A 16890-nucleotide genomic window follows, 5' to 3' on the forward strand; every position below is an offset into this window, starting at 1 on the left:
GCTATTATATAGAATCAAAACTATGACCGTTATGGTGTCGCCATGTTGACCTTGTCTGTATCTAAGCCTGCATCTAACTGACTTCTAGCATGCTCATCCATAGCTACTGTACTATTGGCAGATGCCGACGTGCGAGTGTTTTCGAGCAATTGGTAGTCATATAGCTCTTGAATCATAAGCCCTGCTTGCGTCTCGAACTGCGCATTGATATCAATGATACGGCGTTGAAAGTATCGATACGCCACCAGTGCTGGGATAGCCACGATCATGCCAGCAGCCGTCGTGATTAGTGCTTGTGACACACCAGCAGCAAGCATAGTTGGATCTTGCATCGCACCATCAGTGATGGCTAAGAATGAAGAGATAATACCCAGCACTGTACCCAATAGCCCAAGCAATGGCGCAATAGCACCAATCGTACCCAGCATATTGATATTTTTTTCTAATTGATGAACTTGTACGCTGGCACGGTTTTGCATGTGCATGGTCATAGACTCTAAGCCATACTGACGATAGAACAGACCTGTTGCCAAAATATCACCAAGCGCGGTCTTTTCTTTGACATTCATCAGCTGCGTACGACCAATATCACCATTTTCACGTAAGCGAGTGATGAGCTGCTCTCGTAGTCTAGTGGGCACAATTTTGTTAAATTGTAGCGTATGGCTACGCTCAATGATGATAACCAGTGCTAATATAGAACAGACGACGATAGGTGTCATTAGCCAGCCACCTGCCTTTACTAACTCCCACATACTTACTTTCTTCCATGTTCTCAAAACAGTTATGACGTAGACAGATTCATGCGTAAACAATTGCTACTAATAAATCAGTCCTACTAATTCGCGTGTTGTCCTAAGCCTGCGCTTCTATATGCTTAATCAAAGCGGCCAGTTGATCTTGATTATGGAAGAATATCTCAACGCTACCCTGTCCATCTTTTTTATGCTTGAGTTTAACTTCGGCGCCTAGCATATCCGTCAGTCTTTGAGTGAGACGCTCAGCGTCACGAGATTGCGCTTGTTCGATACGATTGGCTTTGGGAGCCGGCTGCAAGATAGATTTGACCAGTTTTTCCGCTTCTCGCACCGTCATGCCGCCATCGATGATTTTTTGCGCGATAATAGGCTGCTGCTCAGAAGACAATGCCAATAGCGTACGGGCATGACCCATATCTAGCGCGCTGGTTGCCAAATGGTCTTTTACCGTATCATGTAATTGATTCAACCGCAGTAGATTCGATACCGTTGTACGTGCCTTGCCAACGACTTCAGCAATCATGGCATGACTCATACCGAACTCAGTATGAAAGCGCTGCAATGCTGCTGCTTGCTCAATGACGGATAAGTCTTCACGCTGGATGTTTTCGATCAATGCGAGTGCAATGGCGAGCTCGTCAGATAGCGCACGTTCAATAGCTGGAATAACCGACTTTCCTGCCATTTTTGCCGCGCGCCAGCGACGTTCACCGGCGATAATTTCGTGAGTAACGAAATCTTCACTTTTATCTTCATTGGCTAGCAAAGGACGAATCACAATAGGCTGCATCACGCCATGCTGCTCAATAGAAGACGCCAACTCTGCAAGCGCCGTTTCACTCATATCACGACGTGGCTGATATTTGCCCGCTTGTAAAAGGGTGACATCGATTTGTACGAGGCTGATTTGATCTTCTTGCGTACTTGCCTCTGTGCTGCTATTGCGTGATTTAGCAGCAGTGGACTTACTCGCAGCTCGAGGGCCACGCGGTGCGCGAGTACCGTTGTCGCTATCAGTATCAGTCGATTTTTTGCTGGTTTTAATCGAAGTAGTATCAGCAGTCGCAGCTGCCGCGTTGGTATCGGCAGGCACTTTGGGATTCGGTGTTTCAGCTGGCGACGTGTTGTCACGTGCAGCCATATCGTCTTGCAAGGCAGAGGCGGTGATTTGCTTTTCTTTTTTGATTGATCCCAATAAGGCATCTAAGCCTCGATTGGCAGCCAACCCTCTTTTCTTCGCCATGATTACCTATCCTCTAACGCTAAAATAAAAGCCTATTGATTACTATTACGGCTTACTAGATACAATTTTCAGTGCTTTGTTGTCCAACTGATTGCTTACTGTCTTTACCAGTGACACTCGCTTATATAAACAACGCTTATATAAAAATCAACTGCTCTGCTTTATGACTTCAGCAGCCAGCTTTTGGTACGCGCGTGCGCCTTTTGACCATCTCTCATAAGCAATGACGGGCAAACCATGTGCAGGCGCTTCTGCTAGGCGAATATTTCTTGGAATATGTGTCTTGTACATGATATCGCCGAAGTGTGCTTCTAATTCAGCAGACACATCACGAGCAAGCGTATTACGTGCATCAAACAGCGTTCTCACGACTCCGCGTATGTATAGCTTAGGATTTAACTCTGTTAGACGCTCAATCGTTTGGGATAAATCAGCCAACCCTTCTAATGCATAATACTCACACTGCATCGGAATAATGACGCTATCAGTTGCGACCAGAGCATTAATGGTCAATAGATTCAAACTAGGCGCACAATCTATAATCACATAATCATATGACTGCTTTTTATTAGCGACTTGATCATTAACCAAATCTGCCATGGCAGTTTTGAACAATTCATGGCTATCAGTCTTACTCATTAACGTGATATCCATACCTGCCAAATCGCGGTTGGCACCGATAACATCGAATCCAGCAGGGCTAGTGACAATAGTTTCAGTCAGTGATACCCCATCAAGCAAAACATCTGCTATGGTAAGCGTTAGCTCATTTTTATCAACACCAGTCCCGCTGGTTGCATTACCCTGTGGGTCTAAGTCAATCAGCAGTACATGCTTGCGCTTAGCAGCTAAACTGGCGGTCAAATTTACCGCCGTTGTGGTTTTGCCCACACCGCCCTTTTGATTCGCAATTGCTATGATTTCCATACACTCACTCAATATTATTAAAATCTATTACTTGATTTTTCTTTTACTGTATTTGATGCAGTTGGTAACGCTCATACTGGTAAATTCGCACTACACCAGCACTCTTAATCCGCAGCCGTTTTAGATATCAACTGCTCAATTTCCGCTTACGTAGTTTTAGTGCTTTTAAATACTATGTCATTTGAGTACAAACGTAAACTATGTTTCACAAAAAATGATAGCTGTTTCATGACTGAGAAGTGTTTGTCATTTTGATGTTTTATTAGACATCTCAATCAAATGACGGCTGTCATGCAGACGTGGTACTGATAACTTGATCGTTTTGATGTACCACTCACTATCGAGCGCTTGCAGCTCTTCATCGCTCGGTGCTTTGCCTTTCATGGCACAAAGATAGCCACCCTCTACTAGTCTTGGCTGCGCTACCTCAACAAAATCTATCAAACTGGCAAATGCTCTAGAAGTCACTACGTCGTAACTGGCTTCGTGTGCTTCGATACGTGAAGCGATTGGCTGCATATTACCCAAGCCAAGCTCGCTGCTGATTTGCTTTATAAAGCGAATTTTTTTCTGATTGCTATCAAGTGCTGTACATTGACGCTCAGGCTGACAAATCGCAATAATCACTGCAGGCAATCCTGCTCCTGTGCCAATATCAAGCAATGAACCCGCTGGTAAATGCGTGATAATAGACAAACAATCAATCACATGTTTGATCAACGCTTCTTCTGGATCAGTGATAGCGGTCAGATTATACGCTTTATTCCATAACAAAAGCTGGTCTAAGTACAATAATAACGTGCGCTGCTGTTTCTCACTTAGAGATAAACCGAGCTCGGCTATTGCTTGTGCTAAGATATTAGCAAGCGTTGGCAGCTGTGCCCCAAGTTTGACAAAGCCAGTCGGATCAATACGGATGTTACCCGTGTTAGCAGACAATGAAGAGGTTTTAGCGGAAGCTGACATACAACGAGTTATCCAGTTTTGACATGTGAACCGCCTATTTTATCATGTGACCCGCTCATTGAATAGTTGCAGATTGCGCCAATGTGGGACATCTTATACTATCTACGCTTGTTGTGAGGCGTTATTGTGCTGTAATAGCATGCCATGAGCCATTTATTGTTTTTTTATTCATTATTCTATATAAGTTATCTGCATATGATACAAAACTGCGCTCAATGACTTCGCTAACATGCGGCTACATCTTGTAAGATGTCTTTATTGAAAGTGATAGTTTTAGAACAAACAAGCCTCGTATAAAATACCGTACCCCAATCTATACCTTTAAGATGATGTTTTAATATCCTATGACTGAGCAACTCCGCACCCCTATATCTCAAATATCAAAAGACGCTAACAATATGGTACTACCTACCGCTGACTCAAAAAATAATCAGCAAGACACACCTAATACGCCCAATCCTATTTTTATAGAGGTTCAGCAAAATTGCCGCATATCAGCTGAGCAACTAAAGCGCTATAGTGACCCTGATGAGCTGCCTACAGACACCCGCACGGCACCGGACTTGGATGTTGGTTTTGGTCAGCAGCGCGCACTCAAAGCATTGCATACGGCTCTAGATATCAAGGCTAGTGGCTACCATGTATTTGCTGCTGGTGAGAACGGCTTGGGCAAACGCACGGTTATTAGTCGCCTGCTTACCCGCATCGCCGCTGATGCACCGACGCCTGACGATTGGGTCTATGTGCATAATTTTACTGATCCCCGTACGCCGCTCGCGCTGCGTCTACCTGCAGGTCAAGCATTACAACTACAGCAGCACGTCAATAGCTTGTGGCAACAAGCCAAAAAGCGACTGAGCCAACGGTTTCGTAGTGACCAATACCAAAGTAAAATCGAAGCAATAAAGAACAATACACATCAAAAAGAAAGTTATGCCTATGATGCGCTAAACGCTGAAGGCAAACAATATGACTTAGCTTTGACGTTTCGCTCGTTTGATAATAAAGCAGTTTTTGTTCATCCCAGTCAACTGACGACAGACAATAGCAGCGACCACTCAAAGGATTCAAAATCACCTAGCAATGATGAATACTCATCGCCGATAAATGATAACCAAAAAGCCAATATACCGGGTAACGATAAAGCCAATACTGATAAAGATCAAAATAATACCCAAAATTCTGAGTATGGCAATAGTGAGTACGAAGCGGAGTTAAATAACTTTGTACAGAAGAACCATATGCAAAAACGGCTCAGCCAACTGACCATCGCTTTAGAGCAGTTAGAAGATGAAGCCAACGATGCAATCGAGTCATTGCATCGCAGTATCGCGTACCGTGCGCTACAACCTTTGTTTGCCCCTATTTATGAGCAGTTTGCCACGCACCCGCTTGTTGTTGATTACCTCAAAACTGTGTTTGCTGATATGGTTGCTCATGTAGAGCGCATCGTTAACGGTGATGATGAAGAATTTGTGTCGGCAGTATTAACCACGACACCCAGCCGTTATGCGGTCAATATTATTGTGAGCCATCTGCCAGACAGTGGTGCACCTGTTGTCTTTGAAGACTTGCCGACTCACCTTAATCTGTTGGGTCACGTTGAGCAAATCACTCAATTGGGTACCGTAACGACTGACGTCAGTATGATTCGTGCGGGCGCCCTGCACCGTGCCAATGGTGGTTACTTGCTCCTAGAAGCCAGCCATTTACTTGAGCACCCTTATGCATGGCAAGGTCTAAAGCGCGCATTACAGTCTCGCAAAATTAAACTCTCAAGTCTTGAGCAGATGCTGACCCTAACAGGTAGCTTGTCCTTATCACCTGCGCCCATTGATCTTGATATCAAAGTGATCTTATTAGGCGAAGCAGACTTATATTATGAGCTGTTAGAGCTTGAGCCTGAGTTCGATGCGGTGTTTAAAGTTCGTGCGGACTTTCATGATGATGTGACTCGCACCAGTGAGCATGAACTGGCACTGGTAGCAAAAATGGCAGACATCATTGACTATGCCGATCTGTATCCGTTCGATAGTAGCGCCCAAGCCACCTTACTTGAGCATTTAAGCTTGCAAGCTGAAGAACAAGACCGCCTAAGCTTACATAGTGACTTGCTCATCAAACTGCTACATGAATCAAACCGTCACGCTCGTTTAAATGATGAGATTATGGTTACTGCTGACCATGTCGTTCAAGCCATCGACGATATGGATGAGCGCTCAGGATATTTGCGTGACCTATATTGGGATGAGCTCAAAAACGGGCAGCAACTGATTCAAACCCAAGGCAGTGCGGTTGGACAGGTCAATGCCCTAACTGTCGTCAGTTACGCTGATAGTGAGTTTGGTATGCCTGCGCGTCTCACTGCGGTTATTCAACCCAATATTGGCGCAGGCGAAATACTTGATATTGAGCGTGATGTAGATTTGGGTGGTAGCTTGCATGCTAAGGGCATGCTGATTATGACCAGCTATTTACGAGCGCTGTTTAGCCAGCACCATGCCCTAAATTTTAGTGCCTCGCTCGCATTTGAACAAAGCTACGCTCATATCGATGGCGATAGCGCCACTGTCAGCGAAGGCTGCGCCCTACTATCCGCCTTAGCCAATGTCCCCATTGATCAATCATTTGCCATCACCGGTTCCATGAATCAGCTGGGTGAAGTACAAGCTGTTGGCGGCATTAATGCCAAAATCGCTGGATTTTTTGATGCCTGCCGCGAGCAAGAACTGACAGGTCAGCAAGGCGTGGTTATTCCGATGGCCAATGTCAAACAATTGATGTTACGTGACGATATTATTTCTGCCGTAAGAGACGGCAACTTTCATATCTATGGTGTTTATACGTTGAGTGAAGCTTTGACCCTGATGACAGGTCTACCCATCGACACCATGAACAAGAAAGGTCGATATCGCAAAAATACGCTATTCGGTAAAGTTCTGGATCGTCTAATGCTGTGGGATGAAAACCAAGATGGTGATGATGAGGTCGATGATAAAAAGTCAAAAAAGAAAGAGAAAAAAAAGCGTAAAGCAAAACGTCAGAAAAAAGAGGATAAGAAAAAGGAAGAAAATCGTAAAGACGAAAATGGTGAGACTGAAGTCATTTATGATGAATCGCTTTAGTACCTACTAGCTTTAGTACCTACTAGCTTTAGTATCTACCATATTGGTCTTCATTATTAAATACAGAGCGTTCGATATGGCGTTGACATGTACGAACGTCCCTAGACGCCACGATGCTTTTCTGCGATGATAAACGGCTGCTAACTGGTTAAAACCTATAAAATATTAACCTTTAAAGCATTAATCTTGAAAATATTGACCTATGACTTCATAAAGGGTATCTCTTAATGACTGTACGTCCTACCACTGCCAATGACATCCACGCTCAAGCCAACGCTACTGAGCAAGAGAATATGCTGGTGGCTACAGACAGCAACGCGCTAAAAGAGAGCAATGACAACCGTCATGGGGCGGCGACGACTGCTCGTCAATGGCAGGTGTTGTCACAGCTACAGCGCAATCGCTGGGTAGGCACCACCCATATTTACGAACAGCTCATGATGGCCGGTTTTGACATCAGCCTACGTACTGTACAGCGTGATTTGAATGCGCTGGCCAAACGCTTTCCTATCGAAAAAAACAATGCCAATCCTCAAGGCTGGCGCTGGAAAGAAGATGCCCCGCTACAAAGCTTACCGCATATGAACTTATCGCAAGCCGTTGCCTTCAATATGGTTGAGGCCAATCTGACTCAGCTATTGCCACCTGTCATTTTAGATGAGCTGTTCCCTTGGTTTGACTTGGCAAGGCGACAACTCAAAAATAGCAAAGTGACACATTCCTGGATAGACCGTGTCCGTATTGAACCTGCGACTCAGCCACTCATTGCGCCACACATAGACTTAGACAGCAAAGACAACATCTATCATGCTCTATTTTATCAGTTACAAATCAATGCCTGCTATACTCGCAGCAATAAGTCAAAAGCCAGCGAGTATACGCTAAACCCTATTGCTATCATTCAGCGCGGTGTGATTATCTATCTACTGGCCACTCGTACCGATGATCCTGACGTCATCATTCGTACCTTTGCACTACACCGATTTGATAGTGTGGAGATTTTAGAAAGTACTGCGCAAACACCAGAAAACTTTCAACTTGATACGTATTTGGACGAAGGCAGTATGGGATTTAGTCACCCGTTTTTCGGTGAACTGGCTGAGCGTGGTAAAAACACCACCATTGAGCTACAATTTACGCAGCAAGCAGGTAGAAGCCTCACCGAGAGTAAATTGAGTGACGATCAGGTTGTCATAGCAAATGATGACGGAACCTTAACGATAAAAGCGACGGTTAATCTGACCTCACAACTGGTTTGGTGGCTACGTGGTTTTGGCAATGGGTTGTTAGGTGCTAAGCCTGAGTTGTTATACCAAGCGGTATTAGACAAACCTCGAGCGACAACGAATACTGATAGTGATGTCTAAGCTGAGTAATACTTAGACCACAATATGCGCTAATAACCAAGAACCAAGAACCAAGAACCAAGAACCAAGAACCAAGAACCAAGAATTAACCACTAAGAATTGAAAAAAGGAATGTTATGCCGACCACTGCCCCATCACCACTGCTTTCCGACAGTTTAAGAGGACTGGGCTTGGATACGGGAACCTTATTTTTTGCGCTCAATTATGAATTTACCAAGATTGAGCCAAAAGGCTTATTTAAGCGTTTTAAAAAGAACAAAAGCGCGGTCGATATCGACTTAGCGTGCGTCTTATATGATGACAACTGCATCATTAGTGACATTGTCTGGTTCAAACAATTGCGTGATAGAGCCGAATCAGTCAAGCATCAAGGAGACAGTCTAAACGGCAAGGATCGCGGTGAGCAAGCCATGTATCTTGCGCCACTTGACCAAGAGCAAATTAGATTGGAGTTAGAAGAAGTTCCAGAACATATCACCCATATTGCGTTGCTTGCCAACTCATACCATGGTCACGCGTTTTCAAGAGTTAAGAAAGGCGAGATTCATCTGAGCGATGACGAGGGCAACCGCTGTTTTGAAGTCAACCTAAAACAGCTGCCACGTGATTGTAAAACCCTTTGGGTTGCTCATTTGCGTCGTTCTGTCGATGACTGGCATCTGACGCTGCAAAACCTACCACTAGATGCAGAAGATCTATCAAGTGCAGCACAGCAAGTGGCCCATGAGTTGGCACGTGCGATGCCTATTCCTCAGGGTGTATAGTCCTAGATATATATTATCAACAAATAGTAAAATATAAAAATGGTCCTGTGTTTTGATCACACAGCACCATTTTTTTATCGCCCACACCGTTATCTGGTGACTGTTTAGATTACTATTTGAATGGCTACTTCGATAGCTCCTTCAATAGTTACCTTAGTAGCTCCTTTAAAAAACACCTACTCCTATCTAATTTTTATCTATAAGACCTCACCACAATGTGGACAAAAATTCTTTTGACGGTTCTCTACTTCTTTTTCGCGGCGCTCCAACTCTTGTTCACGCAGCACTTGTAATACGATATTTTGTGCCTGCTCTTTGTCCAGTCCTAGCTCGCGGCGAATCTTATCAATCATCATCTGATTTTGTACCAAATCAAAGTCACTATCGATCAGCTGCTCTCGGAAATGCTGCTCCAGCTCTTCACGCCGCTGCGCAAGCTCATTTGCAAGACCCGTCGCCAGAATACCTGCAGGCAGGGCCGCAAGACCCACACCCAATATGGTAATGATTGCCCCCAATATCTTGCCAGCATTGGTGATTGGGGTTACATCGCCGTAGCCCACAGTAGTAAGCGTAACTACAGCCCACCACATCGCTTTGGGTATCGACTCAAACTCTTCTGGTTGGGCATGGTTTTCAACCAAATAAATACCGCTCGATGCCGTCACAATCATGATAATTAATATAAAGATAACAGCTTGAAACGAGCCTCGCTCTTTACTGATAACCACTAGTAGAATACGCATGGACGCAAAATAGCGAGTCAGCTTTAGGATACGGAACAGACGCAAAATCCGTAGGAAACGCAAATCAATCGTGACAAAGAAGTTTAGGAACGCTGGGACAATCGCTACCAAATCAATGAGTGCTGACGGGCTTCTGATCCAATCCCAACGCTGCTTCCACGTTGTATTGTCAGGTTTGGCTTCAGCGACGCTCCATAATCGCAACAAATACTCGATAGAAAATATCACAATAGAGAAGTTCTCAAACCACGTAAAATATTCCTGATACGGGTAATACCAACTATCTACTGACTCCGCTATCACGGCTGCCACATTGGTCATAATCAAGAATATAAGAAAATAATCGAGATAACGACTAAATAACGTGTCGTGCGCTTCGTTTTGCAAAACATCATAAACAAAATGACGCAAGCGCCGTATAGATTGGAATAGCATGCCGTCCCTATGCGGTGAAACACCGGTATTATATTAGTAGAATAAAACAGTGATCATAGAATATGACTACCTATATGTTCAAAAAGACAGATGGTCAAAAAAATAGCTCATTTGATGGAGCGCCTGACAGCTTATGACAGCTCCTGACTTGAAGCCACCCGTATTACTCATGGTTTTATCATACTTGACCATAAAGGGTTACGTAAATTTTGAATAATAGATATAGACAGATATGAGCAGCATCAGTGCGGTTGATAAAATAGAGAGTCTCAAAAACTGCTCATCAGCAATGAGCTGTTGGCTTATATCTTGAGCAGGCACCAAAAACAAATTGCATTCAGGGCAACAAGAGTCTACCTGATTCAATATCTTTGTAGAGCGTGCATTCTCACAGCGTAGAGGAGAATTACTACAATAACCGAGCATAATATATTACGCCTCTTGTCATATCATCAATATCAATTCCATAAGCCATTATCAATCGTTAATAATTTGACGCTCATCAACTCTTCGATTCAGATAACCATTATTATCTCAGTTTTTTGAACCAGTTATATCAGAGTATCACAATGCGGTTATACCCTATCCCACAATAATTAGTTTTTTAACAGTCAAAAGCTGTCAAACAATTCCTTCTATCGTTAGTGACTAAATAAAAGCACTTAAATCTCAAATTAAAACCTTACAATAAATGTGGTTTTAAACTATAATGATGCCATGATGTTACAGATTAATTATCTATTATAACATTATGTATCAGTGTACAATGCCATCCCTCATTTCACTGACCCTTTTCACATTTTAGGAACCAACCAATGAAACTACAATCCCTAGTTTTGGTAGCTGCTGCACTTACGATGACCACTGCTTTCGCTGTCCCTGCTGGCACATGGTCCGTTGCCGCTGGCGCCCATATGGTCGACCCAAAAAGCGACAACGGTACATTAGTCGACGGTACACTAGCAGTAAAAGTGGATGATGATATCCGTCCAACTATCAGCGGCGAATACTTTATCGCTAATAATGTTGGTGTCGAATTACTTGCAGCCATCCCATTTCATCATGACTTTGACCTGAACAACGCTGATGGCAATGAATTTTTGACAGGTAGTACCCAACATTTACCACCTACGCTTTCTGTACAGTATCACTTCGATAATGACAGTATGCCAATGAATATCAAGCCTTTTATCGGTGTTGGTGTGAACTACACGACATTTTTTAAAGAAAGAATCTCTAGTGGTGGTGATTTAGATCTTGATGATAGCGTTGGCGTAGCTGGTCACGTAGGTCTTGATATTCCTTTTGCCCCTACTGAGGCATTCCGAATTGATGCACGCTACATGGACATCAAAACCGATGCCACTTTAGACGGTAGCGATATCGGTGAAATTGATATCAGCCCTTGGGTATATGGCGTTGCCTTTGTCAAACAGTTCTAAGCCAGTCAAGTATCATGACTCAAAAGAGCCAGCTTATTAGCTGGCTTTTTTATACTTACTAATTACTGTTTATCACTTGCTACTCACTATGACTACCATCTACATCTAGCCTAATCATTAAATAGCTGTTTTTAGAATAGCTGTTTTTAGAATAGTGGTTTCTAGAAACGAAAAGCAAGCCATAAAAAAGACCATCCGTAGACAGTCTTTTTTTGTTTATCAGTGAGTGTTAGATCAAGATACGACGTGGATCTGCAAGCAAGGTCGCAACATAGCGGGTAAACACTGCGGCATCGGCACCATTGATAACACGGTGATCATAAGATAATGATAATGGCAGCATCAGGCGCGGCTCGAAAGTCTGCTTAGCATCATTCCAGACAGGCTGCATAGTGGCTTCTGAAGCTCCCAAGATACCTACTTGTGGCCAGTTAACCAGTGGCGTAAATGCTGTACCACCTAGGATGCCTTGGCTTGAGATAGTAAAGCTTGCACCTTGTAGATCTTTGGTACTGAGCTTCTTATCGCGAGCCTTGACAGCAAGCTCACCAATCTCAATTGCGATTTGCTTGATACCTTTATCTTGCGCATCCTTAATAACAGGTACAATCAGACCATCATCAGTTGCTACTGCGATACCCATATTGACACTCTTACGCAAAATGATTTGCGTATTGTCATCGCTTAAATGACTATTAAAGCGTGGATGCTGCGTGAGCGCGTATGCGGTCGCTTTAACGATAAAGGCCAAGATAGTCAGTCCAATTCCTTCAGCTTTCATACCGCCTTTTAACTCACCACGTAGTTTTTCAGTCTCGGTAATATCAGACAAATCAAACTGTGTCACTTGTGGCAGCAAGGTATTGTAGTTCAGCTGCGGTATTGATACTTTTTGCAGACGGCTGAGGTCTTGGGTTTCTGTCTCACCCCAAACCTCTGTATTACTCATGTCAGGCAGTTTCGGTAGACCTGAGCTTACGGCACTGCTGCTCGCAGGCGCTGCTTTTTGCTTGGTTAGGCTGTCTTTAACATGAGCAAACAGATCTTCTTTTAGGATACGATCATTTAATGCTGAGCCAGACACTTGCGTGATATCAACACCTAACTGACGCGCAAGCTTACGCACAGCAGGACCTGCATACACATCAACTAGTTTTTCATTGACCTGTGCTTCAGTGAGTTTACCCTTTGGTTTGCTAGCAGCTGTGTCAGTACTGCTCGGTTTGGCAGTTTGTTTTGGCTCACCAGTGGTTTTAGGATCTGTTTTATCTTCTGCTTTAGCGGGTGCAGACTCTTGTGGTTTAGAAGCTTCAGGCTCACTATCACTCGCATTGTCTGTACCGCTTTCTATAATAACGATAAAGTCCTGACCGTTGGCAACCATATCACCTGCTTCGACCAAGATTTTTTCGATCTTACCGGCAACGGGTGCTGGCACTTCAACTGAAGCTTTATCAGATTCGATCAATAAAATCGACTGTTCAGCGCTCACCGTATCACCGACGCTTACCATGATTTCAGAAACCTGTGCTTCATCAACACCTAGGTCAGGCAACGCATGAGTCGTTGCTTGACCAGCACCAGTGGCTGGCTTAGCAGTAGACTCTGATCGCTCTGGTTCAGTAGTGTCAGGCTCAGATTTTTCTTCTGTTTCAGCAGATGTGTCCTTTGCAGTGTTCTCATCTTGTTTGTCATCAGCAGCGCTATCGCTGTCATTGCTATCATCTACACTTTCAAGCTCAATCAGCACCATACCTTCACTGACTTGATCACCAATAGTAATGCTAATTTTAGTAACTTTACCAGCAGCGGAGCTTGGTACTTCGACTGATGCTTTGTCAGACTCTAATAGCACAATGTTGTCATCCTTTGCGATGACATCACCAATTTCTACCATAATCTCGCTGACTTCGGCGCTATCCACACCTAAATCGGGGGCTTTAATGTCCATGATTTATTTCCTCGTCTTATGGTTATTATTCTTTGACATCACTATCATCGAGTACATTTGCATCTGCTTGGTCTTCAGCGCGTCCCTCATCACTGATTTCATCATCATCTTCTTCAACAAACTCAGGAACAGGTTTTGGATTGACATTACCTGGTGCTGGTGCATCTGGAGACTGATCATAATAAGACTGCTGTTGCCATGCAGGCGGGTGATCCACATCGATACCTAAGCTTGAAATCGCGTCTTTGACCAAACGCATTTCAACTTCACCCTCATCGGCTAGGCGCTTCAGCGTTGCCACAACGATATGGGCGGCATCAACGTTAAAGAAACTGCGTAGGTTTTCACGCGTGTCAGAGCGGCCATAACCATCCGTACCCAAAGTCGTATAAGGACGGTTGTCTGGCAACCAAGCACGAATCTGCTCTGAGTAGTTACGCATATAATCTGTCGCAGCAACCACGATACCTTCGTGCGGTGCCAACTGTTCAGTAACCCAAGGCACTTTTTCTTCATCCATTGGGTGCAAGCGGTTGTAGTCGTCGCAATCCATACCATCACGAGTCAGTTCATTAAAGCTGGTAACGCTCCAGACGTTAGATGTGATATTGAACTCATCTTTTAGTATCTGTGATGCTTTTTGTACTTCGCGTAAGATCACACCAGACCCTAACAGCTGTACTTGTGCTGAGCCATTGTCTTCTAATAAGTACATACCGCGCTTGATACCTTCTTCGCTTCCTTCTGGCATTTCAGGTTGTTCGTAGTTTTCATTCATCAGCGTCAAGTAATAATAGACGCGCTCGCCTTCACCATACATACGGCGCAGGCCATCATGCATCACTACCGCCAGCTCATAACCGAAACAAGGGTCATAGGTGACGCAGTTCGGTACGGTATTGAATAGTATCTGTGAATGACCATCCTGATGCTGCAAGCCTTCGCCGTTGAGCGTTGTACGACCAGCTGTTGCACCTAGTAAGAAACCTTGTGCCTGACAATCGCCTGCAGCCCAAGCCAAATCACCCACACGCTGGAAACCAAACATTGAGTAATAGATATACATCGGAATCATTGGCAGGGCGTTCACAGAGTAGCTGGTTGCCAAGGCAATCCACGTACTCATTGCGCCCGCTTCGTTGATACCTTCTTCTAGCATGTGACCATCGATGGCTTCTTTATAACCCATCAACGCTTCACTATCTTCTGGCGTATACTTTTGACCGACCGCTGAATAGATACCCAATTGACGGAACATGCCCTCTAGACCAAATGTGCGTGCTTCATCAGGTACGATTGGTACAACGCGATCTTGGATGTCTTTGTTTTTGAGCATCGCAGATAGCAAACGTACAAAGACCATCGTGGTAGATTGCTCTTTGCCATTGCTACCTTTTAATACGCGATCAAACATCGATAGCTCAGGAATATTAAGCGGGATGTGACCACTACGGCGGTTGGGCAGATGACCCCCTAACGACTCGCGGCGCCCTTTGAGATATTTCATCTCCGCCGAACCTTCTTCAGGGCGATAGAATGGTAGGGTCTCTAGTTGCTCATCAGTAAACGGTAAATCAAAACGATCACGGAAATACATTAAGGCTTCTTGATCTAGTTTTTTGATCTGATGTGACTTGTTAACGGCTTGCGTTTGAGTAGATAAGCCGTAGCCTTTGACAGTTTTGACCAAAATAACGGTTGGCTGACCTTTTGTCTTCATTGCTTCACTAAAAGCAGCATAAACTTTCACTGGATCGTGGCCACCACGGTTCAGACGTGCAATCTCTTCGTCTGTCAGCGCATCTGCCATCTCTTCTAACTCTGGGTATTTACCAAAAAACTCTTTTCGGGTAAATTCAGGCGTACGTGCTTCATATAATTGGTACTCACCATCGACCACTTCTTCCATACGATGTTTAAGCACGCCGGTATGATCTTTACTAAGTAGTGAATCCCAGTTGCCACCCCAGATAACTTTGATGACGCGCCAGCCTGCACCGCGGAACACAGACTCTAGCTCTTGAATGATCTTGCCATTACCACGTACAGGACCATCAAGGCGCTGTAAGTTACAATTGACTACCCATATCAAGTTATCTAGCTTCTCACGACCAGCAAGAGAGATTGCACCTAAGCTTTCTGGCTCATCTGTTTCACCATCACCCAAGAACGTCCAGATTTTACGACCTTCTTTTTCTAGTAATTCGCGGTTTTCCATATAGCGATGTACATGGGCATGGTAAATCGACATGATTGGCCCAAGTCCCATTGATACCGTTGGGAACTGCCAATAATCAGGCATCAGGTATGGATGTGGATAGCTTGATAGACCTTTACCACCCACTTCACGGCGGAAGTTATCAAGCTGATCTTCGGTCAAACGACCTTCTAAATAAGAGCGAGCATAGATACCTGGTGCTGAGTGACCTTGGTAATAAATCATATCGCCACCGAAATGATCGCTGGCTGCTCGGAAGAAATGGTTAAAACCAGTCTCATAAAGCGTTGCACTAGAGGCGAATGTCGCTAAGTGACCACCCAAGTCATCATCGTTTTTGTTGGCACGCATAACCATAGCAAGTGCGTTATAGCGAATCAAAGCACGTATTTTACGCTCCATGCCTAGATCGCCTGGGTACATTGGCTCATCTTCTGCAGCGATACTATTGACGTAAGCGGTATCTAGTCTATTAAAAGGCAGGCCTTCTTGAACTGCCATGTTGTACAACGCCTTTAGTAGAAACTGGGCACGGTCCTTATCTGCGTGTTTAACCACAGATTCAAAGGCTGCCAGCCACTCTTGGGTTTCGGTGCTATCAGCATCCTTATAATAATTCATTGGTGTTAATCCTTTTATATCAGTCGTACCTGCCTATATGGCAGGGCTTTGTTAAATACTGGTGAGTGATGGGATATCGACTTACTGATGGCTTCCTTGCTATCTTCAATCATTCCATTGTTTTGTGCGGTGGTATAGAACATGATGGTAAAAAATACTACTACGGTGAGCTGACTTGTACATCAAATAGATGCCATGACAAAACAGCTCATACTGTTATCCCTGTATATCCTGTCATAGATGATTTTGACAGTCCATTATAGGCGTTTGCGAGGGAATTGTTTATGGCTGTAAAGAAATGGATAAATAACAAGTATTTTTTAAATA

The 16890-nt window shown here is 44.1% G+C and carries 11 protein-coding genes; 4 read left to right on the forward strand and 7 right to left on the reverse strand.

Annotated features, from left to right (window positions below):
- Positions 1–29: 29 nt before the first annotated feature.
- The 4 genes from AC5JP1_RS05030 to rsmG form a co-directional block, all read right to left on the reverse strand.
- Complete coding sequence (locus AC5JP1_RS05030; RefSeq protein WP_493843387.1) at positions 30–755, reverse strand: MotA/TolQ/ExbB proton channel family protein; 726 nt, start codon at positions 753–755, stop codon at positions 30–32.
- Between the two features lie 100 nt (positions 756–855).
- Entirely contained in the window at positions 856–2001 is a 1146-nt protein-coding gene (locus tag AC5JP1_RS05035; protein ID WP_493843388.1) for a ParB/RepB/Spo0J family partition protein, read from the reverse strand.
- A 147-nt stretch (positions 2002–2148) separates the two neighbouring features.
- Positions 2149–2928, reverse strand: coding sequence for a ParA family protein (locus AC5JP1_RS05040; protein ID WP_319050236.1), 780 nt, complete (start codon positions 2926–2928; stop codon positions 2149–2151).
- 246 nt (positions 2929–3174) lie between these two features.
- The gene (gene rsmG, locus AC5JP1_RS05045) at positions 3175–3894 is read right to left on the reverse strand and encodes a 16S rRNA (guanine(527)-N(7))-methyltransferase RsmG (RefSeq protein ID WP_493843389.1); all 720 of its coding nucleotides are present in this window, start codon (positions 3892–3894) and stop codon (positions 3175–3177) included.
- A 398-nt stretch (positions 3895–4292) separates the two neighbouring features.
- Between rsmG and AC5JP1_RS05050 the strand changes: the two genes are divergently transcribed.
- From AC5JP1_RS05050 to AC5JP1_RS05060, 3 genes are all read left to right on the forward strand, one after another.
- Complete coding sequence (locus AC5JP1_RS05050; protein ID WP_493843390.1) at positions 4293–7019, forward strand: AAA family ATPase; 2727 nt, start codon at positions 4293–4295, stop codon at positions 7017–7019.
- Between the two features lie 227 nt (positions 7020–7246).
- Positions 7247–8386 (forward strand): helix-turn-helix transcriptional regulator, encoded by a 1140-nt coding sequence (locus AC5JP1_RS05055; protein WP_493843391.1) that lies wholly within the window; start codon positions 7247–7249, stop codon positions 8384–8386.
- 116 nt (positions 8387–8502) lie between these two features.
- Positions 8503–9150 (forward strand): TerD family protein, encoded by a 648-nt coding sequence (locus tag AC5JP1_RS05060; protein ID WP_493843392.1) that lies wholly within the window; start codon positions 8503–8505, stop codon positions 9148–9150.
- A gap of 197 nt (positions 9151–9347) precedes the next feature.
- Here AC5JP1_RS05060 and AC5JP1_RS05065 read toward each other — a convergent pair whose 3' ends face one another.
- Positions 9348–10331: an ion transporter gene (locus AC5JP1_RS05065; RefSeq protein WP_443524254.1), complete on the reverse strand. Its 984-nt coding sequence runs from the start codon at positions 10329–10331 to the stop codon at positions 9348–9350.
- Positions 10332–11146: 815 nt separating this feature from the next.
- Between AC5JP1_RS05065 and AC5JP1_RS05070 the strand changes: the two genes are divergently transcribed.
- Complete coding sequence (locus AC5JP1_RS05070) at positions 11147–11773, forward strand: OmpW/AlkL family protein (protein ID WP_493843393.1); 627 nt, start codon at positions 11147–11149, stop codon at positions 11771–11773.
- A gap of 229 nt (positions 11774–12002) precedes the next feature.
- Here AC5JP1_RS05070 and AC5JP1_RS05075 read toward each other — a convergent pair whose 3' ends face one another.
- Both AC5JP1_RS05075 and aceE read right to left on the reverse strand, forming a co-directional pair.
- Complete coding sequence (locus tag AC5JP1_RS05075; RefSeq protein WP_493843394.1) at positions 12003–13724, reverse strand: 2-oxo acid dehydrogenase subunit E2; 1722 nt, start codon at positions 13722–13724, stop codon at positions 12003–12005.
- A gap of 25 nt (positions 13725–13749) precedes the next feature.
- Complete coding sequence (gene aceE / locus AC5JP1_RS05080; protein WP_443524259.1) at positions 13750–16563, reverse strand: pyruvate dehydrogenase (acetyl-transferring), homodimeric type; 2814 nt, start codon at positions 16561–16563, stop codon at positions 13750–13752.
- Positions 16564–16890 lie beyond the last annotated feature (327 nt).

Source organism: Psychrobacter sp. H29 (genome assembly GCF_059073055.1).